Origin of the sequence: Bartonella sp. AA9NXGY (assembly GCF_042196845.1) — a bacterium.
Lineage (GTDB): Bacteria > Pseudomonadota > Alphaproteobacteria > Rhizobiales > Rhizobiaceae > Bartonella.
The window spans coordinates 60,016-78,769 of record NZ_JBHIRB010000005.1; the positions used below are offsets into that span (position 1 = coordinate 60,016).

General features: G+C 39.8%; 15 protein-coding genes. 8 read left to right on the top strand and 7 right to left on the bottom strand.

Annotated features, from left to right (window positions below; all coding sequences use genetic code 11):
* Nucleotides 1–689: 689 nt before the first annotated feature.
* The 3 genes from ACFIM6_RS03890 to ACFIM6_RS03900 all read right to left on the bottom strand — a co-directional run bounded on the left by ACFIM6_RS03890 (nt 690) and on the right by ACFIM6_RS03900 (nt 3,521).
* Nucleotides 690–1,274 (bottom strand): CarD family transcriptional regulator, encoded by a 585-nt coding sequence (locus tag ACFIM6_RS03890; RefSeq protein WP_273790499.1) that lies wholly within the window; start codon nt 1,272–1,274, stop codon nt 690–692.
* Between the two features lie 303 nt (nt 1,275–1,577).
* Nucleotides 1,578–1,919: a ferredoxin FdxA gene (gene fdxA / locus ACFIM6_RS03895; protein WP_015856977.1), complete on the bottom strand. Its 342-nt coding sequence runs from the start codon at nt 1,917–1,919 to the stop codon at nt 1,578–1,580.
* Nucleotides 1,920–1,940: 21 nt separating this feature from the next.
* The gene (locus tag ACFIM6_RS03900; protein WP_375611732.1) at nt 1,941–3,521 is read right to left on the bottom strand and encodes a hypothetical protein; all 1,581 of its coding nucleotides are present in this window, start codon (nt 3,519–3,521) and stop codon (nt 1,941–1,943) included.
* Between the two features lie 576 nt (nt 3,522–4,097).
* Here ACFIM6_RS03900 and ACFIM6_RS03905 point away from each other — a divergent pair.
* On the top strand, nt 4,098–5,009 hold the full coding sequence (locus ACFIM6_RS03905; RefSeq protein WP_015856975.1) for an RNA polymerase factor sigma-32: 912 nt from the start codon (nt 4,098–4,100) through the stop codon (nt 5,007–5,009).
* 309 nt (nt 5,010–5,318) lie between these two features.
* Here ACFIM6_RS03905 and ACFIM6_RS03910 read toward each other — a convergent pair whose 3' ends face one another.
* A complete protein-coding gene (locus ACFIM6_RS03910; protein WP_375611733.1) occupies nt 5,319–6,881 on the bottom strand; it encodes a M48 family metalloprotease in 1,563 nt (520 codons plus the stop codon).
* Between the two features lie 147 nt (nt 6,882–7,028).
* Here ACFIM6_RS03910 and ACFIM6_RS03915 point away from each other — a divergent pair, with 147 nt between their 5' ends.
* The 4 genes from ACFIM6_RS03915 (at nt 7,029) to rimJ (ending at nt 11,139) form a co-directional block, all read left to right on the top strand.
* Entirely contained in the window at nt 7,029–7,664 is a 636-nt protein-coding gene (locus ACFIM6_RS03915; RefSeq protein WP_375611734.1) for a thiamine diphosphokinase, read from the top strand.
* A 100-nt stretch (nt 7,665–7,764) separates the two neighbouring features.
* Nucleotides 7,765–8,151 (top strand): hypothetical protein, encoded by a 387-nt coding sequence (locus ACFIM6_RS03920; RefSeq protein ID WP_375611735.1) that lies wholly within the window; start codon nt 7,765–7,767, stop codon nt 8,149–8,151.
* The gene (locus ACFIM6_RS03925) at nt 8,151–10,013 is read left to right on the top strand and encodes an ABC-F family ATP-binding cassette domain-containing protein (RefSeq protein WP_375611776.1); all 1,863 of its coding nucleotides are present in this window, start codon (nt 8,151–8,153) and stop codon (nt 10,011–10,013) included. The genes ACFIM6_RS03920 and ACFIM6_RS03925 overlap by 1 nt, the downstream gene beginning before the upstream one ends.
* A 562-nt stretch (nt 10,014–10,575) precedes the next feature.
* Nucleotides 10,576–11,139, top strand: coding sequence for a ribosomal protein S5-alanine N-acetyltransferase (gene rimJ / locus ACFIM6_RS03930; RefSeq protein ID WP_375611777.1), 564 nt, complete (start codon nt 10,576–10,578; stop codon nt 11,137–11,139).
* Between the two features lie 537 nt (nt 11,140–11,676).
* On the opposite strand, the gene ACFIM6_RS03935 is transcribed toward rimJ, so the two are convergent.
* Complete coding sequence (locus ACFIM6_RS03935) at nt 11,677–11,937, bottom strand: DUF2312 domain-containing protein (protein ID WP_005774567.1); 261 nt, start codon at nt 11,935–11,937, stop codon at nt 11,677–11,679.
* A gap of 262 nt (nt 11,938–12,199) precedes the next feature.
* On the opposite strand from ACFIM6_RS03935, the gene ACFIM6_RS03940 reads away from it, so the two are divergent.
* Both ACFIM6_RS03940 and pyk read left to right on the top strand, forming a co-directional pair.
* Nucleotides 12,200–12,688 carry a DUF1036 domain-containing protein gene (locus ACFIM6_RS03940; protein WP_273790491.1) on the top strand — a complete coding sequence of 163 codons (489 nt, stop codon included), beginning with the start codon at nt 12,200–12,202 and terminating at the stop codon, nt 12,686–12,688.
* Entirely contained in the window at nt 12,685–14,121 is a 1,437-nt protein-coding gene (gene pyk, locus ACFIM6_RS03945; RefSeq protein WP_375611736.1) for a pyruvate kinase, read from the top strand. Before ACFIM6_RS03940 ends, pyk begins: the two co-directional genes overlap by 4 nt.
* A gap of 1,482 nt (nt 14,122–15,603) precedes the next feature.
* On the opposite strand, the gene ACFIM6_RS03950 is transcribed toward pyk, so the two are convergent.
* On the bottom strand, nt 15,604–15,987 hold the full coding sequence (locus ACFIM6_RS03950; RefSeq protein WP_375611737.1) for a cell division protein ZapA: 384 nt from the start codon (nt 15,985–15,987) through the stop codon (nt 15,604–15,606).
* A 12-nt stretch (nt 15,988–15,999) separates the two neighbouring features.
* Nucleotides 16,000–16,275 carry a DUF4164 domain-containing protein gene (locus ACFIM6_RS03955; protein WP_005774573.1) on the bottom strand — a complete coding sequence of 92 codons (276 nt, stop codon included), beginning with the start codon at nt 16,273–16,275 and terminating at the stop codon, nt 16,000–16,002.
* A gap of 334 nt (nt 16,276–16,609) precedes the next feature.
* On the opposite strand from ACFIM6_RS03955, the gene tkt reads away from it, so the two are divergent.
* Nucleotides 16,610–18,616, top strand: coding sequence for a transketolase (tkt, locus tag ACFIM6_RS03960; RefSeq protein WP_375611738.1), 2,007 nt, complete (start codon nt 16,610–16,612; stop codon nt 18,614–18,616).
* The last annotated feature ends 138 nt before the right edge of the window (nt 18,617–18,754 follow it).

Genomic DNA, 18,754 nt, shown 5'->3' on the forward strand with positions numbered 1-18,754 from the left:
TGGAATGCCTTTTACAGAATGGAGATGATGGTTTTAGTTCATGCTTTTTTTATCGCGTTTTTTAATGGGGGGAATGCTTCTCATGCAAAATAGAGTGCCCAAGACAAAATATGCTTATGTTGTACTGTCACGCTTTTTTTAAAAGGAATATTTTTCAATATTTGTGGCATCCATTTTATGACGGTGTTTTTGAATGTTCCAATGGTTTTGTAGAAGGGGGTAAATGGTAAAGTTTCGGTGTAGTGTATAAACGGCACTATGATCTTTACGCTTAATAAAAAAGCAAGCCTGCAGCCTTACACATCTTGCCAGATTCCAATGTTGGTATATCCTTTGGTGCTTGAGACAGTGTCTCGCTCTTTTTGTACAGTTTTTACCCACAGATCAGCTCCACTTGTGATTGACAAGCAAGTGATTTGATTGCTTCAACATGAGAGAAATTTGAAATGAGTAATCTTACCATATTCAAGATTCTAATTTAATATGAATAATGCTAGATTATGATGATTAATCAGTTTGTTATCTATGAAGAAAGAAAATGAGGAAGAGGAATTTGTCGAAAAGTTAGATTGTTTATAGATTGGCGCTGGTTAAGAAACTTTGTCCTTAAGGGCAGAGAGGATGTTAAAAAATAAAACCAGCTTTTCGCTGGTTTTATCGAAATATCATCATTATGATGAAAGAGTGTATTATGCAGCGTAGACAGCTTTACTGTTTTCATCTGTTTCTTCTCTCTCAGTTTTAAACTCGCGTTCCGGCTTGTTGGAGAGATGCATCTCTATGAGATTGATAGCTTCTGTTTCAGAAAGACTATTAATAACCGCAATTTCGCGGGCCATTCTTTCAAGAGCAGCTGTATAAAGTTGGCGCTCAGAGTAAGATTGTTCAGGCTGTAGATTAGAGCGGAAAAGATCACGGACCACTTCGGCGATACAAATAAGATCTCCTGAGTTGATTTTAGCATCATATTCTTGTGCACGACGTGACCACATGGTCCGTTTAACGCGTGCTTTTCCACGTAAAACTTTTAAGGCACGTTCGACAGAATCACTAGCAGATAATTTACGCATTCCAACGGAAAGGGCTTTTGCAATGGGGACTTTGACATCCATCTTATCTTTCGCGAAATGAATGACAAAAAGTTTTAATTTATGTCCTGCAACTTCTTGATCTTCAATCGCTATAATTTGTCCTACTCCATGCGTAGGGTAGACGATATATTCAGAGGTTGCAAATTCTTTGGTCTTGGAAGACGTTCCATGTTGGGATGCCATATTTTAGTTTACTCCCTTATGATCAACAAATGTATCGGAAAACAGGTTATAAACCTGAGGGTTGAGTTTTCTTTAACCAAGTATATTGTACCAATTAAGTGAGCATAAAAGCCGAGTACTTTTAAATCAAAAAAAAATACACCGCTTTACTATAACAAGCAAAGAAAAATACTTAGAAAGATGATCATGTTAAAATAACACTAACATCAAAATTTAAAAGAATCAATCATTTCGCTTAAGGATTTTTTATTTTTACAAGAGAAGTCTTTCAATCGTTGAAGGAGGAGAGTGTACACTTTATCATTACTCTTCGCCACTTCCTGGATTTTCTGAAAAATACTTTTCTAATTTATTTGGAACACCATCCATTTCTTTTGCTTGAGGAAGAGGATCTTTTTTGGTGGTTAGATTAGGCCATTTGTTTGCATAATGAAGATTGAGTTCTAACCACTTTTCTAATCCTGGTTCTGTATCAGGTAAAATCGCTTCTGCTGGGCATTCTGGCACGCAAACACCACAATCGATGCATTCATCGGGGTGAATAACAAGCATATTTTCCCCTTCATAAAAACAATCAACTGGGCAGACTTCAACGCAATCCGTATATTTGCAGTGAATGCAGTTGTCGGTTACTACGTGGGTCAAGATCAAACTCCATTTGTTACTTTAATTCTCTTTAGAGGAAAGTGTGTGCGTGTTTTTATGATTGGTGAGTTGATCGCGTAGTACAGCTAGTTTCGCAAAAGGTGAATCAGGATTAAGGCGCTTTTCTTTTTGAAAGGGCTTATGATTTGCATGTTTTCCTTGGGATTTGTGGAACTTATGAGAGCGTTTTGCTTGTGATGGTGCTTCTTGAGGGGAATTTTCATTTTTGTATTCCGCTTTTTTTACAGCGTTCTTCGATTTATTTTGCCACTTATTTCCTAATTTATCACGTTTTTTTTGTGCATGGTGGGGAAATTGATGCTTATAATGCCATAACAAAATAACTTTATCTTCTTCTGTAGAGCGAGGGGATTTGGCGAAATTCCCAACAGGTTCAGCTGCTGGTAAACGATTGGTTTTATGGAGATGTTTTTCAATACCAGAGGATGAAGTGTTTGGGAATGAGGTATTTTTTTCTTCTCGTGTTGTTTCTAAATCGCTTATTGTTTGCCATTGACTTCCAACGCATTCTGCTGCAGGAACATCTTGCATTGCCCTATTGACAGGGGAAGAGGCTTGGTGTGCAAAGAGATTTTGTTCAAAAACAGTATTGCTTATGCTGTACGATTGATAACCAAGTCCTTTGAGGATTTCTTCCATATCGTTTCCGTTGGCCCCAAGAATGGACATCATGGCTGGTGTAACAAAAAAACTTTTGCCATCATAGGCTCCATCGGGTCTGGGATCACTTCCTTGTTTCCAATGAAGTGCGGGACGGATGAGATTGGCAAGACGTTCTAAAATATCAATCCGTACAGCACGTTGTCCTAAGATTCGGTAGCCGGCTAATTGATAAAATTGGCGGTTATAGTTAGGGTCAACAATTAAAGAGGTTCGACCAGCAGATAATGCTGAAAAAACTTCACCCAAACCAGTTTGATCTTGTCCCGCATTTTGAAGATTCCACAGGAGAGTAATGGCTTGAACCGGAGCAGGTTTAAGCATTCCGGCAACATAGATATGAAAAGCGCCAAAACGCACGCCTAGACGCCGAAGAACGGCACGTGATTCTTGCGCAAGGTTTTTGACAATGTCTAAGACTTCGCGGCGTGGTAAAATCCCTAAAGAGTTAAAAAGTTGTAAAGCAAGACTGTTTGTTGAATCCGTTAAATTATCAGCATTACGCAAATCAAACAGGGGTTTTAAAGTCGTTTCAAAATGAAAGGTGACAAAGCGTTCTAATCGTTTCACAACGTTATTGCGGGATTCTCCCGTGAGTTGTTCATCTGCTAAAACAATCAGTTTTGGTTTGAAAAAATCTTCTGTTGCTACAAGTTGTCCTACGGGTTGACCAATCCAGCGCACAATTCCATCAGAACTGAGGGTAAAATCTCCATTTGCAGAAGCACAAAAACGTGTCGCGCGTTTGGAAAAAGCAAGAATCAAACTCTCATTCTCTGTTGAAATTTGCTTCTCAGCTATTTGATCGGTACTGTTTTTGTTGGCATAAAAACGAAAACCTTCAAATTTACCCCTTCCGTGTTTTTCAATGAGAATATCATCTTGAAGAATCTCATTCTGTTGAACAATCTTGCTATCCATGATCATTTTCTTTCTCAGTGTGACACTGGTCAAAAGCTTTTTGCGACAATTTCATAATGGTGCTCTTTCTTTAACACGTTTGTTGCGTTTGCTTCAATCACTCTTGTCATTTTTTGCTGTTTCTTTGCGCCTTTAAAACTTGAATGATTCTTTTTTCATTCAGTTTTCATTCAGTTTGGATGCTTTATATTTGCAAATTACACTTATTAGTTGTATTGTAAAGCTAAAAGCATAAATAAATTCTTCAATTTAAAAGGAAACGGAACCGGTTATCAAAAAACGGCATTTCTTTTGCATGATCACTTTATTTTTTTGCTGTTTTGTCATGAAAAGTGAAGAGAAAGTTTTTTCAAATATTTCATAGGCTAAAAGGCATATTGTAAAGGCATTTTGCAGGTGAAATTGTGTCTTATGACAAGAAGTTTTACCATGACAGTAAAAAAAACAATTGCGATTATAAAATTACACGTTAAAGTAGTGGTCACAGAAGTTAACAACTTTTGCGTTCTTTTTAAGCGAAGAACAATGATGTCGTTGCCAAATCAATTTTGATAATTTTAATCGCAAGGGGTTATTATGGGTAATCTTTCAAATGCTGTTTATAAAAGCAGCAAAAATTATAGCGATGCAGACAAAAGCTTAGGACGTAATATGATGCGTTCTGCTATGCAAGCACCTTATCTTGAACGACAAAAAGAGCATGATTTGGCTCTGCGGTGGAAAGACAAACGTGATGATGATGCCATGCATCAAATTGCAGCGGCTCATATGCGTTTAGTGATTGCTATTGCTAATCGGTTTAAACGTTTCAAAATGCCATTGGGGGATTTGGTACAAGAAGGGTATGTGGGACTATTGGAAGCAGCTGCACGTTTTGAACCTGATCGGGAAGTGCGTTTTTCAACATATGCAACGTGGTGGATACGCGCTTCTATTCAAGATTATATTTTGCGAAATTGGTCAATCGTTCGAGGGGGAACGAGTTCTTCGCAAAAAGCACTTTTCTTTAATCTTCGGCGTTTGCGTGCAAAACTGATACAAGATGATAGTGCTTTGTCAAAACAGGATATTTTTCGCACAATCGCTGAAAAACTCGGTGTTTCCGTGCGCGATGTTGAAACGATGGATTTTCGTTTTTCCAGTTCTGATAATTCCTTGAGTGTTTCTGTTTCTGAGAACAGTGATAATCCCATTGCTAAGATGGATGTTTTGGTGGATGATAGTCCTCTTCCTGATGCTTTAATTGAGCAAGTCATTGATGGTCAACGGCGTACACAATGGCTTTACGATGCGTTGCAAATTCTCAACGAACGGGAGTTGGAAATTATTCGCTTTCGTCGCTTAAATGAAGAGGGGGCGACTCTCGAAGTTTTAGGTGAAAAGTTAGGAATCTCGAAAGAGCGCGTGCGTCAAATTGAAGCTAGGGCTTTGCAAAAATTGCGTTCTGCTCTCCTTACGGTTCATTCAGAAGACGCTTACGATATATAAGCAGTGAAAGGCTTTGGGGGGGGGGAGGAAAGAGAATGTATTAAGTGGGGGCATATGAGAATATGATAAAGTCAGTTTTAGGGGGTGTTCATATTTGTTTAGGAATATGCCTCCTTGGGGGCGCTACTGATAAACAGAGGAAGATAGGGGGCTGTTAGTTGGAGGAAATATATATATCAAACGGAGGCCTATAAAAGCATGATGAAGTTGGATTTTAAAGTGTTCCTCTTTATTTTCGAATATGCTTTAAGGGGGAGGGCGTGATACAGACAGAAAAGAATCAAAACTGTAACGGATGAGAAGAAAGGCTTATTCTGTAATAATTTTCACTTTTGTACCTGCAGGTAAAGTTTGCGTTGGTGAGAGGGCGTTGAGGATGCGAAAGAGTTTTTCTTTATAGGGTGTGTATTGCATTTTATCTGCAAGATTGGCAACGGTTTCTCCTTGTTTAACACGGACAACACGGATTTTTAAGGGCTGCAATTTTTTTAACTGTGAAGATGAAAGAGAATGAAAGCTTTGTAGCGTTTTTTGGGCAACCTCTGCAAAATTTCGAGAATTATGTGGAGCGGCCGTCAAAAAACGAAAGATGTGGTTGTTGAATGGAATGACAACCACATCAAATTGCCATTGATCATTGGTAGCATGGGCCCGCGCTCCAAGTAAACTTTGGCTTTGAAAACCTTGACTTGTAAGTCCTTGAATTGTGATGGGGCGGATAGATGATTGGTCTAGACCGATAATCCAGCCGCTTTTCAAATAATCACTCGCAGATATTTCAGCAGGATGTGGGATGGCGTCAAAACGAATCGCAATTTTATCTGGTCCACTGGCCCAAACAGTGTGTGCTGAATGTTCTATTGTAAAATTGTTTGGAACAGAAAAAGCTATGCGCAATTGTGGGTGAATAAATTGGTTGCCTCGTACAAAACCTGTATAAAAGCCTCCTCCAAAAATTATGCCATCAATGCTTTTGAGAAAAGAATCATGATCGGATATTTTACTATTCCCTTTACTGATTTTACGCGCTTTTTCTATCGCAAGCCGAATGCGTTGAGGGGTAGTTGGGTGGGAGGCTAAAAAATCTAGAGAGGCATTTTGGGTGCCAGAAATATTACGAAAAGCACTATAGGCTTCCATTGTTTGAAGAAAGCGCGGTGAAGCAAAAGGATCATATCCTGATTGTTGGAGCATTTCGAGCGCAAGGGAGTCAGCTTCCAGCTCTTGATTGCGGGAAAATTGCGCGAGTTGTTGCTTGTTTTGCATAGGGTTATGAAGTTTTTTGCCAATAGAAGAAAGAAGACGTGAAGACATGTGATTGGTCATCTTTAATTGGGCTTCTTTTTGCAGGCGTAAAATGCCATGATTGGCTCTGATATGTGCTATCTCATGGGCTAAAATGGCTGCAACTTCTGAAGAATCATTGGCTAATGCCAGCATACCACGAGTGATGTAGATCGAGCCGTTGGGGAGCGCAAAAGCATTGATAGTTTCTGAGTTTAAAATTGTTACAGAATAGTTTTGATGAGAACTATGGGATGCAACTGCTAGTTTACGGACAATCTTTGCTAAAAGGTGTTCAAGTTTTGCATCATGATAAGCGCCACCATACATTTGCAAAATACGTGGGTGTTGCAGAGCGCTTAATGTGACATAGATATTGTGGTTGTTGGTACGTTTGATCGTTTTAGAAGAAGTGGAAGAAAGCCTATCATTTTGAGAAAAGGGTGTATGACAAGCTGAAAGGAGAAACGTTAAACTTATGAGAGTGGCTTTATACAGGCAAGAGCGAAAAAGAAAATTGCGGTGAAAAATGGGGTGCGTTGGACCATGGTGCACATTATTTCTGCGGAGTAATTTGGCAAATTGCATTTGTATCTTTGTATCGTATGTTTCTTTAAGAAAGGCATTAAGAATAAGGATTCGTTTGGCTATATCACGCTTTTTGTTTATAAAAAATGACTCTCACTTATAAAAAGATGCACTGTAAAGAAGATTTTGTGAAAGGCAAAGTATGGCATGACAACATTTACGATATTATTAAATGGGGATGTTCATATCACTGATCGTTTGCTTAATAAAATTCAAAACAGTCGGGTAATTGCTGCTGATGGTGGTATGCGTCATGCGGCAGCGCTTAATGTGACGCCTGAGTTGTGGTTAGGGGACTTTGATTCATCAGATGAGAACTTAATACGTCAATATAGTCATGTTCCGCGTGAAGTTTTTCCCTCTGATAAAGATATGACAGATAGTGCTCTGGCATGTGAAAGAGCGCTGCAAAATGGCGCTAAAAAGCTTATTTTGTGCGGTGCTTTGGGAGGGGAGCGAAGTGATCATAGCCTTTCTCATATGACGCAAGCGTTGATGATGGCTGAAAGGGGTATTTCAGTGTTGTTGACAAGCGGTTCGGAAGAAGGTTGGCCGGTTTTGTCAAAACCTTGTTCGTATGATTTGCCTAAGGGATGTTTGTTTAGTATTATCGGCTTTTCTGATTTAAAAGGCTTGACTCTTAAAGGGGTAAAATGGCCAATTTGTGACAAAAATGTGTCATTTGGCTCTTCTTTAACACTTTCTAACCGTATTTGTGGAACCTTTTCTTGCTATTTAGGTTCTGGAAAAGCTATATTGTTAGCGTCTGTACCTATTCCATAAAGCTCTTCCAATATATTTTGAATAAGGCAGGGGGGGGCCTAGTGATGAAGTGCCGACATAAACGATATATGTATTGATCTTGAGAAGGAAAGGTTTTGATATGTTAAAATCAATTTTTAAAGTGGCCGTTGTTTCAGCCATTGGTTTCAGTTCAGTCGCTTGTACTACAAACGATGAACGCGTTGCACGTTACGGCGTAGGAGGAGCGGCGATCGGTGCTTTGGCTGGAACTGCTATTGGTGGAAGTACGCCTGGAGCAGCACTTACCGGTGCAGCATTTGGTGCTTTGGCTGGAACAGTAACAGGTGCAGCTGCAAATCAAAGAAAACAACAAAGACAGGTATCACAATTGTGCACGTATCGTGGTCGTAGAGGGCATGTTTACCAAGCACCTTGTGGACAGAGAGTTCCTGTACGGCAATTGTGTGCTTACCGTGATGCAAGAGGGGTGATGTATAAAGCACCTTGTCCGCGCCGCGTTCGTTAATGGCGGTGCCGCTTTTGCGGCTTGACCGCATTTTCTTAAATTTTGGAAAAACGCCTTTGCTCAATCAAGCTTCTTTATCGGTTGAGCAGGGGGCGCGTATTGCGTTGGTTGGCCGTAATGGTTGTGGAAAGTCGACCTTATTAAAAATTGCCGCAGGAATATTAGAACCTCATGGTGGCGAAATTTTTCGCCACCCGCGAGTAACGCTCCGTTATGTCTCACAAAATCCGGATTGTTCAGGATTTGAAGATATTAACGCTTATATGGAAGCGGGGCTGGATGATATATCTGATGTTCAGTGGATTAATACGCTTCGCACAAATTTAGGGTTTTCTGGGACGGAAAAATTGGAAACGCTTTCGGGAGGCGAAAAGCGGCGTGTTTCATTGTTACGGGCCATTGCTGCAAAACCCGATATTTTGTTCTTAGATGAACCAACCAATCATCTTGATTTACCAACTATTGAATGGCTGGAAGCTGTTTTGGCTTCTTTGCGTTCAGCGATTGTGGTGATTTCCCATGATCGACGATTTTTAGAAAATGTTACACGGTCAACGGTATGGCTTGATCGTGGCACAACCAAAAGACTGGAAAAGCGTTTTTCCGAGTTTGAAAATTGGCGTGATAAAGCACTGGAAGAAGAAGCCATCGAACAGCATAAATTGGGGCGCCAAATTGCTCGTGAAGAGCAATGGTTGCGTTATGGCGTGAGCGCACGGCGTAAGCGTAATGTACGGCGCTTAGGCGAATTAAAAGACTTAAGACAGCGTCATCAAACCTATAAAGGGCAGCCAGGAAATGCACTTTTGACAGCAGCAAAAAGTCATGATTCTGGGCAATTGGTGCTTGAAGCAAAGAAAATTTCAAAATCCTATGGTGATCGCATTATCGTGAAAGATTTCTCTTTGCGCATTCAGCGGGGTGATCGAATCGGTTTGGTAGGACCCAATGGAATCGGAAAGACAACGCTCCTTTCTGCATTAATTGGGCAAGAAGCCGTGGATAGTGGAACGGTGAGGCATGGCTATAACCTCTCTATGGCATTGCTTGATCAGCAACGTATTTTAAATGAAGAAGAAACTTTAGCGCATTATTTAACGGGAGGAAGAGGTGATACTCTTGTGATCAATGGGCTGGAGCGGCATGTCGTTTCTTATATGAAAGACTTTTTATTTTTACCGGAACAAGCTCGCACTCCCCTTAAAGAATTTTCAGGGGGAGAAAGAGCACGCCTCATGCTTGCACGACTTCTTTCTCGTCCTGCAAACTTTTTGATTCTTGATGAACCGACCAATGATTTGGATATGGAAACTTTGGATTTGTTGCAAGAATTTATTGCTGATTTTGCGGGGACAGTATTGTTGGTCAGCCATGACAGAGACTTTTTAGATCGTACTGTAACGCATATGTTGGCACCTCAAGGTGATGGTCATTGGATTTTGTATGCGGGCGGCTATAGTGATATGATGGCGCAAAACCAGCATGCTCTTCGTTTACAACGCAAAAAAACAGAATTATCGCAACGTAAAACACCTTCAAAATCTCATGTGGGAGAGCTTTCAAAACAGGATACATCAATAGATCATAGCTTGATAGGGCGAGAGAAAAAAACACGAAGTAAATTGTCTTATAAGCAGGTTTATGCATTGGAAAAATTGCCTGAAGAAATTGCTGTTTTACAGGACGAAATCAAAAAAATTGAGCAAGAACTCTCTGATCCAGCCCTTTATCGCAGTGATAAAGAGCGTTTTGAGCGTTTATCAACAACGTTGGAAAAAAAGAAAAATACTTGCACACAAAAAGAAGAAGAATGGTTAGAACTTGAAATTTTACGCGAAGAAATGGAATCGTGTTCACGATAATATCTAAAAAACTTTAAAAGATTTGTATTGCATCATCGCTTTTCTTTAATTTGTTACAAGAGTTTGTCGCTGATTTAGCGGGAACAGTGTTGTTGACGAGTTATGGCAGAGACTTTTTAGATTGCACTGTAACATATAGCATCTCAAGGCGATGGTCATTGGGATTTGTATACGGGGGAGCAGTGATATGGTAGCGCAAAACAAGCATGCTCTGAGCTTACAAGGCAAAGAAACAAAACTATCTTTGCCGTAAGTTTTTTCAAAATTTCGTATATGGAAGTACGCCAATTCCCTTGCATACTTTGCCAGTCCCCAATGTTGCTACAGCGCCCCTTAGAACTTGAGAGCATTCATAAGAAATATTCCCCTGTCTTTACCTTATGCTTTAAACATACCACCCCCACTTATGACGGAAAAGCAAAAGATCCTCATTGATTCTAACGTAAGAAGTGTTGTGATGAGAAAAGCTTACTGTATTCGACATTATGATTTGAGTTTAAAAATGATGATTTGTTAAGATAAATCAACGTGTTATTGTGACATTGTCTAGGAGGAGAAAATGATGGCAATTAAAACAAAGCGAACAATTTCCACATTGATCGGTTTAGAAGATGCAGCTGAACTGTCTTCTTATTTCCTCCGTAATGCGAATCATCTGCGTCCTTTTGAACCTGTTAGATCTGATGGTTACCACAGCCTAACAGCTTGGGAAACACGAGCCAATGCATTTGCTTATGAAAGCGCACAGGGACAAGCATACCGATATGCTGTACGATTAAAAAATGAAAACACAGTCATCGGTGTTGTGAATTTTACAAATGTGGTTCGGGGTGTTTTTCAAGCCTGTCATCTTGGTTTTTCTCTTGATGAAAAACAACAAGGCAAAGGTCTCATGTTTGAGAGTTTATCGGCTCTAATACGCCATATCTTTCATGTTTATCATCTGCATAGAGTGATGGCAAATTATAGACCTGAGAACATAAAAAGCGAACGTTTATTAAAACGCCTTCATTTTGAAAAAGAGGGCTATGCCAAAGACTATTTGATGATTTCTGGAAAATGGAGAGATCACATTCTAACCTCTCGAATCAATGATCTTTATGAGTCCGTTAATAGATTCCAATAAAGTTTTGTTAAGGGTCTTTTTATCAAATGTGTAAATATGCTGCACTTTTCCCTATCCTAAAAGACGAAGATCCTTAACCACCTCTTCTTTTGTAAACGGTTCAGACTCTCGTTTAGCGGGTTTCAACTGCTGACCGCTTTCATATGTTTCTTTTCGTAGATAATAAATTGATTTATCATCATAATTCATTTTTTTCAATTTGAAGAGAGTCCTCAATATCGGAAGACTTTCTCACTTCAAATTTATAGATGTTTAATCATAAAAAACACCTCTCTTGCACATCACAAACTGGGTTGGCATACAAGTGAGGGTTTATGTGGATAAACAATGATTGAAGAATAAGAATAAAAATTCTCTGTATAAATCCTTTTAAATGTGAGGGCTGTTGCAATATTGTGTATTCTGTGACCGATAGTCTCGTTACAAGTTACACAAACGGCTTATTGTTGGGTGAAATTTTTATACATTCATTTATTTTTTGCCATTTGTTTTTTGTATTTTCTTTTCTTAAGAAAATTTCCAATGTTATCAATGGTTTTAATTCATACCAAGCGCATTTTTATAAAGTTCAATGATTGCTTCTTCTTCCATTCTTTCATGCTCTTCTTTTTTACGCAGCCGTATAATGCTTCGAACAGCTTTACTATCAAAACCAGAGCCTTTAAGTTCAGTGTAAACGTCTTTAATATCATCAGAAATGGTTTTTTTCTCTTCTTCTAGTCGTTCAATACGTTCGATAAAAGAGCGTAATTGGTTTACGGATATAGCGTGTGTTTGATCGGTTACTGTATCGTTCATTGTATTTTTCTCCAAGTTATATATTTTAAGTTGTTTTTCGACGACGAATTTATGTTAAAAAAGCTTGAAAACAAAAAGTAAATCAAGCTACACAGCTTTTTTACAAATTGACTTTAAATATTTTGTAAAATTTTTAAGATATATGCATTGATAAAAGGGCTATAAAAAGAAAAATATAAAAATATACGTTTTAGATTTGAAAAGCTTTAAAAAAAGAAATGTGTAATTTGTTTTGAGAATTTGGCATTATAGAGGAAGTTTTGTGATTTTAAAAAAGCGATATTGGGTGTTTCAGAAAGGATTAAAAGTTTTTCTCTTGAGCATTTTGCTCTTGTTTCCCCTTGTTGTTTTTGCAAAAGCTGACTTTAGAGTTTGTAATACAACCCAACAGTCTGTAGGGGTTGCTCTTGGATATCGTACATTTTCAGGGTGGGTGAGCGAAGGCTGGTGGACGGTACCAGTGACGGAATGTAAAACTTTAATTGAGGGGCCTCTTGCTTCACGGTTTTATTATTTTTATGCGGAAGGGGCACAAAAAAAAGGGAACTGGGCAGGCTCTGTGACCATGTGTGTACAAGATAGCCAATTTACCATTCAAGGGGTTCATGATTGTTTCCCTCGAGGATATCAAAAGGCTGAATTTAAAGAGATCGATACCGGAAATCAAACCAGTTGGATGGTACAGTTGACGGATGAGTCTTTGTTAAACAATTCAGTTATACCTTCTCTTTCAGGAAATTCTCCACCGTGAAACGTGCACGTAAAGTAAAAATTATTGCGACTCTTGGTCCTTCTTCTTTTTCTCGTTTGATGATTGAAAAGCTTTTTAGGGCAGGGGCAGACGTTTTTCGTCTTAATATGAGCCATACTGATCGTGATATGCTGTGTGATTTGGTCAAATCTATACGAGAAGTTGAAAAAACAGTTCGACGCCCCATTGGTATTTTGGTGGATCTTCAGGGGCCAAAACTGCGTGTGGGGCGTTTTGCTAAGGGGCAAGAAGATTTGCGTGTTGGGCAAAGCTTTACGTTAGATAATCGCGATGTTCTTGGTGATGCACAGCGTGTTTTTTTCCCTCATGAGGATGTATTTTCGGCTGTTAAACCAGGGGACCGGTTGTTGATTGATGATGGAAGGGTGGAACTGCGTGCGCAAGTTTGTGATGATCACTTTGTACAGTGTCGCGTGGTTGCTGGTACCCGTATTTCTGATCGAAAGGGTGTCAGTTTTCCCGATACAATTTTGCCTTTTGATTCGATGACGTCAAAAGATAAGGAGGATCTTCAGGCTCTTTTACAGCAGCCTGTTGATTGGGTTGCTCTTTCTTTTATTCAACGTCCAGAAGATATTATGGCGGTGCGTCAGTTGACGAAAAGTAAAGTGTCTTTGATGGCTAAAATCGAAAAGCCTCAAGCCTTGGAGCATATAGAGAAAATTATTGAGGTATCCGATGGTATTATGATTGCACGGGGTGATCTCGGAGTGGAAATGCCTTTGGAAAAGGTCCCTGCACTTCAGATGGAGCTCATAAAAGCTTGTCGTTTAGCAGGAAAGCCTGTTGTGGTGGCAACACAGATGCTTGAATCAATGATTACATCTCCTGTTCCGACACGCGCAGAAGTGTCGGATGTTGCTACAGCAGTTTATGCAGGAACAGATGCGGTGATGTTGTCTGCTGAATCTGCTTCTGGTCGCTATCCTGAAGAAGCTGTGCTTATGATGGACCGAATCGCGCGACAAATCGAACAGGATCACACTTATGCCGCTCAGGTTGGAGCACAACATCCAGCACCAGAATCAACAGGAACGGATGCGATTTCTCTTGCTGCGCGTCAGATTGCTGAAACACTTGCTCTATCCGCTATCGTTGCCTATACGGCTTCAGGAACAACGGGGGTGCGCGCCTCTCGTGAACGCCCTAATAGACCGATTATTGCTTTATCGCCCATTGTGGAAACAGCAAGGCGTTTGGCTCTCGTTTGGGGGCTTCATTGTGTGGTCACGCAAGATGCTCGCAATTTAGAAGATATGGTTGATCGAGCAGCAGCCATTGCATTTCAGGAAGGCTTTTGCCAAGGAGGGGATCGTTTCCTTGTAACAGCCGGTGTTCCTCTTGGAACGCCCGGTGCGACAAATCTCTTGCGTATTGCTTCTGTCTCTCAAGATGGAACGAAAGGGATTTGAGCCGTTTACGTATGGTGTTTTTTCATGCGCCTTTGAACAGGCTTTAAAAACAACGGGTGTGCGCTTCTTGTGAATGCCTCCATAGAACCCATTATTCTTTTATCTCTTATCGTAAGATAGCAAGGTATTGCGTTAGGTTGTCCAGTTTGGGGATGGGAGCAGATGCGGTGATGTTGTCTGTTGATTTTGTTTTAGTTTTGAGGAAGCTGCTTTTACGGTAGGGCATTTAATGGGAGCCCCCCTTTTATTTCATTAAGGCATATTGGGGATTGCTTTATTGATGTTTATACGAGCCAGATGTTCATTGATAATGAGAATTTATTCTTTTTCTTTTTGAATGAGAGCCTTGAAATTTTTCCCATTTTAAACTTTTGCAAACAGAATTGAATAAAATTAAAATTATGTGCCTAAAAAATCGTACTGGTATGTTATGAGAAAAAGTGATGGGTGAATGTGTTTTTAAAATATGCTTTGTCGAAGCATTTGCAACATATTGATTTATAATGATAATTTATCGTTATTAAACTTGAATTAGAACCCCGAATTCCGTAAAATTCTCTTCAATTTATTTATGTTTTGTTAATCATAACTCTTTGTTTGTACATCACAAGCCGGTGGGTTTTATGGGAAAAAGCTGTACAAGAAAGGCGTCCCTCTTATGAATCGTTTTACGAGCCAAGGGGGCTATCGCAATATTGAGGGCTGACTATAATGATGATGCCGACTTGCTCTTTCTTTTATTAAGCTTGGAGATTTTGAGGGGTGGGGAGAGAAATATGGATTATTTGTTATAAGGATAAAAATAGCGGTAGAGGATGTTTTCAAGAGCTATTATTGTTGTTTATGATGTTTGAGGTTGTATGAGATTAACATACTCTTCGGTTTTGACTTTTTTCTTGCTCTAAAGGATGAAAATACTTAATTCACGCTGGTTTATAAATGATACGGTTCTTTTCGGTGGGTTTCATCGGATGGACATCTCAGGTGCAAAGACTCCATGGTGCTTATAGTATCAAATAGCGGTGTTTTACGGTATAATAGATAAGGTTATTTTTTAATATATATTGAATCTGCTTGATATTATCTAAGGGGCAAGGATTTTTGGGCATGCATTCATAGGGAACATGAATATAGCTCTTTTTTTCGAAGGGTGCTTTATTTGTTTGTTGCTGTTGTCATTTATATGATTTTTTTACAATGATGTTGATTTTGTTATCTTATTGCGCGGTTAAAAGACATCTCATTTGAAATGTGGTGATATAAGGCAGTCTCCTTGATATAGGAAGCGTTTGTGCGGAGGTGAAATATTCAGGGTAGGGCTTTCTTGTTGAGGTTTAAGTTAATCCTATAAGTCGTGAGTAGCTGGAATCCTTCCTATAAGAAACCAGACTGTTTACAGACTGGCGTGGGTTTAAGAATTTTTATCCTGTGAGATGTGGCGGACAAGTCAAATCTCTGGTTTATTACGCGCTGATGTAATTTTTAGAAATCTTCCTGTTCTTGTTCTTGAAGGTTTGTGCAGTTTTGATCATCTTTGAGCAATTGGTTGGTGAGATTTTCAATGCGTTGTGTGGTGTCACGCATAATTTTCCCCATGGTGCGGTCTCTTTCGTTGTGGAGTCGTAAAAGAGTATTGTAGTCTTCTTGTAATTTTTTATTTTCTCGTTTTATTTCTTCCATTTCATCAATAATCATTATGCCAGCCATAACCGATAAACGATGGTCGCCAATTTCACCAAAATTGTTCTTTAAATGTGTGATATATTGATCCAATTGAGCAGCAAGCGCAATAAGACGACGTTCTTGTCCTTTGTCACAAGCCATGCGATAAACTTTACCATCAATGGTAACGGAAACAGTTTCCATACATTCAAACCTTTATCTATCAATGACAACACGAATTGTTTCCATTGCTTTAATAAGACGTTTGGAAACTTCTTTGTTTACGGACTCTAAGCGTTCAATTTGGGCTTCAGCTTTGTCAAGCGCTTGGGCAAGATGGCTGCGGTCAGCATTCATTCGTTGGATTTCTTCTTCCCATTCGTTATTTTTATCAATAACGGCATTGCGGTTTATTATGGTGATCTCTAAAGTTCTAAGTGCCTTTTCTAGGTGCTCTAAAGCATCTTGTAGAACTGTAGTCTCTTGGTTCATTGCCTTTATCCTTTGGGTAATTGTATCCTTTATCAATGTGTTATGCAAAAACGAATCACTTTCACTCTTGTATTGTGTGCATTTTATTTTTAAGGATATAGGATATTTTAGCAAGCAAAGCAGGGGATAGATATAAATTAAAAGCTGGATTTTTTGCGCGTATTGGCATAAATGACATGGATATACAGAACGCGTGAGGGGAATGTTATTAATATTATTGAAGTGGTGGCAAAAAGTCTCACGCTAAGGATTAGAAAATAGTATTTCTTGAGAACTTTAAGAGAATACGGAAAAAGCAACAGAATAACGTATTTAACGAAATGGTCGATTATTCATGACAAACACCCACCAACAGAATCAGATGGCCAATGCTATCCGTTTTCTTGCTATTGATGCGATTGAAAAAGCAAATTCTGGTCATCCAGGCTTGCCAATGGGAGCCGCCGATATTGCTACGGTTCTTTATACAAGATTCCTTGCTCATGACCCCAAAAAACCTCGCTGGCCTAACCGTGATCGTTTTGTGTTATCAGCAGGACATGGGTCTATGTTGCTTTATGCTCTCTTGTATCTTTCTGGTTATGAAGATATTGGCATTGAAGATCTCAAAAATTTTCGCCAATTAGGAGCAAAGCTTGCTGGGCATCCAGAATATGGGCATGTGGCAGGAATCGAAACAACGACTGGTCCTCTCGGACAAGGGTTGGCTAATGCTGTGGGGATGGCTCTTGGAGAGCGTTTGCAAAATGCCCGTTTTGGTGATCTTATCAACCATTACACTTATGCGTTGGTAGGCGATGGATGCCTTATGGAAGGGATATCTCAAGAAGCACTTTCCCTTGCCGGTCATTTGAAACTCAATAAGCTTATTGTGTTGTGGGACGATAATAATATTTCTATCGATGGAGAGATTTCCCTTGCTGACAGTACAGATCAGATTGCGCGTTTTAAGGCATCTGGTTGGGAGACACATAAAGTCAATGGGCATGATCAAGCAGCAATTGCGCGGGCTATTGAGGCGGCACAAAATTCCGATAAACCAACTTTGATCGCTTGTAAAACAACAATTGGCTTTGGAGCACCCAATAAAGCGGGTACCAATAAAGTTCACGGAGCCCCTTTGGGCGCACGAGAAATCACTGAAACCCGTATCGCGTTAGGGTGGGATGCTGAGCCTTTCGTTATTCCAGCCGATATTCTCGATAATTGGCGCTTGGCTAGTCTCAATGCTGCTAAAAAACGCCAAAAATGGGAAGAAAAATTTGCTGATCTTCCTGTCTCAGAGCGTGTGGAGTTTGAAAGATTGATGCGGGGCGATCTCGTGGGCGGATTTGATGGCGCTATTGATACTTATAAACAGAAATTGGTTGAAGAGCGCCCCGTTGTTGCTACGCGTAAAGCTTCGGAAATGGCTCTTGAAGTGATCAATGAAGTCGTTGTTGAGACTATTGGTGGTTCGGCTGATTTAACCGGATCTAATAATACAAAAAGCAGCCAGATGAAAAGTATCTCTGCTGAAGATTTTTCAGGGCGCTATCTGCATTATGGAATTCGCGAACATGCAATGGGAGCTGTGATGAATGGTCTTGCCCTTTATGGCGGCTTTATTCCTTATGGGGGAACCTTTTTATGCTTTTCTGACTATATGCGTCCTGCTATGCGTTTGTCTTCTCTCATGGGGTTGCGGGTGATTTATGTCATGACTCATGATTCTATTGGTCTTGGTGAAGATGGTCCGACCCATCAACCCGTAGAGCATTTGGCTTGCCTGCGTGCAATGCCTAATCATTTTGTGTTCCGTCCTGCCGATGCTATGGAGACAGTTGAGTGTTGGCAATTGGCTTTGAAAGCATGCGGGACGCCTTCTACCTTGGCTTTAAGTCGACAAAATCTACCGCTTTTGCGTCAAGAGTATGAAGAAGAAAATCTCTGTATGCTTGGTGCTTATGAATTCCTAACAGCTAGCGATGATGCACAAGTGACGCTGTTTGCTTCTGGTTCAGAATTGCAAATTGCAGTGGAGGCACATGCGGTGTTAGAAGAAAAAGGCATCCCAACGCGTGTGGTTTCTGTGCCTTGTTTTGAACTTTTTTCTCAACAATCTCTCTCCTATCAGCGTGCTCTCATTGGAGATGCACCGATTAAAATTGCCATTGAAGCTGCTGTCGCCCAAGGATGGGATCGTTTTATTGGCTGTGATGGTGTGTTTATTGGTATGGAGGGCTTTGGGGCAAGTGGAACAATTGATGCCCTTTATGCGCATTTTGGTATTACTTGGGAAAATGTTGTTGCCACCGTTGAAAAAGAGCTTGAAAAGATCAAAGAGGAAAAGACAAAGTGACAGCTTGTGTTGTCATGAATGGGGTGGTTTTAGGGCATCATATTCTGTGCAGTGTTGTGGATGATCTTGTGCATTATTGTGGATAAGTGAGTGAGTGATCAAGATATTGACATTGTGGGAATTAATGATTTTGGATTG

Bases quoted from the DNA above. Each gene is read 5' to 3' on its own strand.
- ACFIM6_RS03905 (WP_015856975.1), top strand. From the start codon at position 4,098: ATGGGTAATCTTTCAAATGCTGTTTATAAAAGCAGCAAAAATTATAGC.
- ACFIM6_RS03890 (WP_273790499.1), bottom strand. From the start codon at position 1,274: ATGGCATCCCAACATGGAACGTCTTCCAAGACCAAAGAATTTGCAACC.
- rimJ (WP_375611777.1), top strand. From the start codon at position 10,576: ATGGCAATTAAAACAAAGCGAACAATTTCCACATTGATCGGTTTAGAA.
- ACFIM6_RS03925 (WP_375611776.1), top strand. From the start codon at position 8,151: ATGGCGGTGCCGCTTTTGCGGCTTGACCGCATTTTCTTAAATTTTGGA.
- tkt (WP_375611738.1), top strand. From the start codon at position 16,610: ATGACAAACACCCACCAACAGAATCAGATGGCCAATGCTATCCGTTTT.
- ACFIM6_RS03935 (WP_005774567.1), bottom strand. From the start codon at position 11,937: ATGAACGATACAGTAACCGATCAAACACACGCTATATCCGTAAACCAA.
- ACFIM6_RS03915 (WP_375611734.1), top strand. From the start codon at position 7,029: ATGACAACATTTACGATATTATTAAATGGGGATGTTCATATCACTGAT.
- ACFIM6_RS03900 (WP_375611732.1), bottom strand. From the start codon at position 3,521: ATGGATAGCAAGATTGTTCAACAGAATGAGATTCTTCAAGATGATATT.
- ACFIM6_RS03920 (WP_375611735.1), top strand. From the start codon at position 7,765: ATGTTAAAATCAATTTTTAAAGTGGCCGTTGTTTCAGCCATTGGTTTC.
- ACFIM6_RS03910 (WP_375611733.1), bottom strand. From the start codon at position 6,881: ATGCAATTTGCCAAATTACTCCGCAGAAATAATGTGCACCATGGTCCA.
- ACFIM6_RS03950 (WP_375611737.1), bottom strand. From the start codon at position 15,987: ATGGAAACTGTTTCCGTTACCATTGATGGTAAAGTTTATCGCATGGCT.
- ACFIM6_RS03955 (WP_005774573.1), bottom strand. From the start codon at position 16,275: ATGAACCAAGAGACTACAGTTCTACAAGATGCTTTAGAGCACCTAGAA.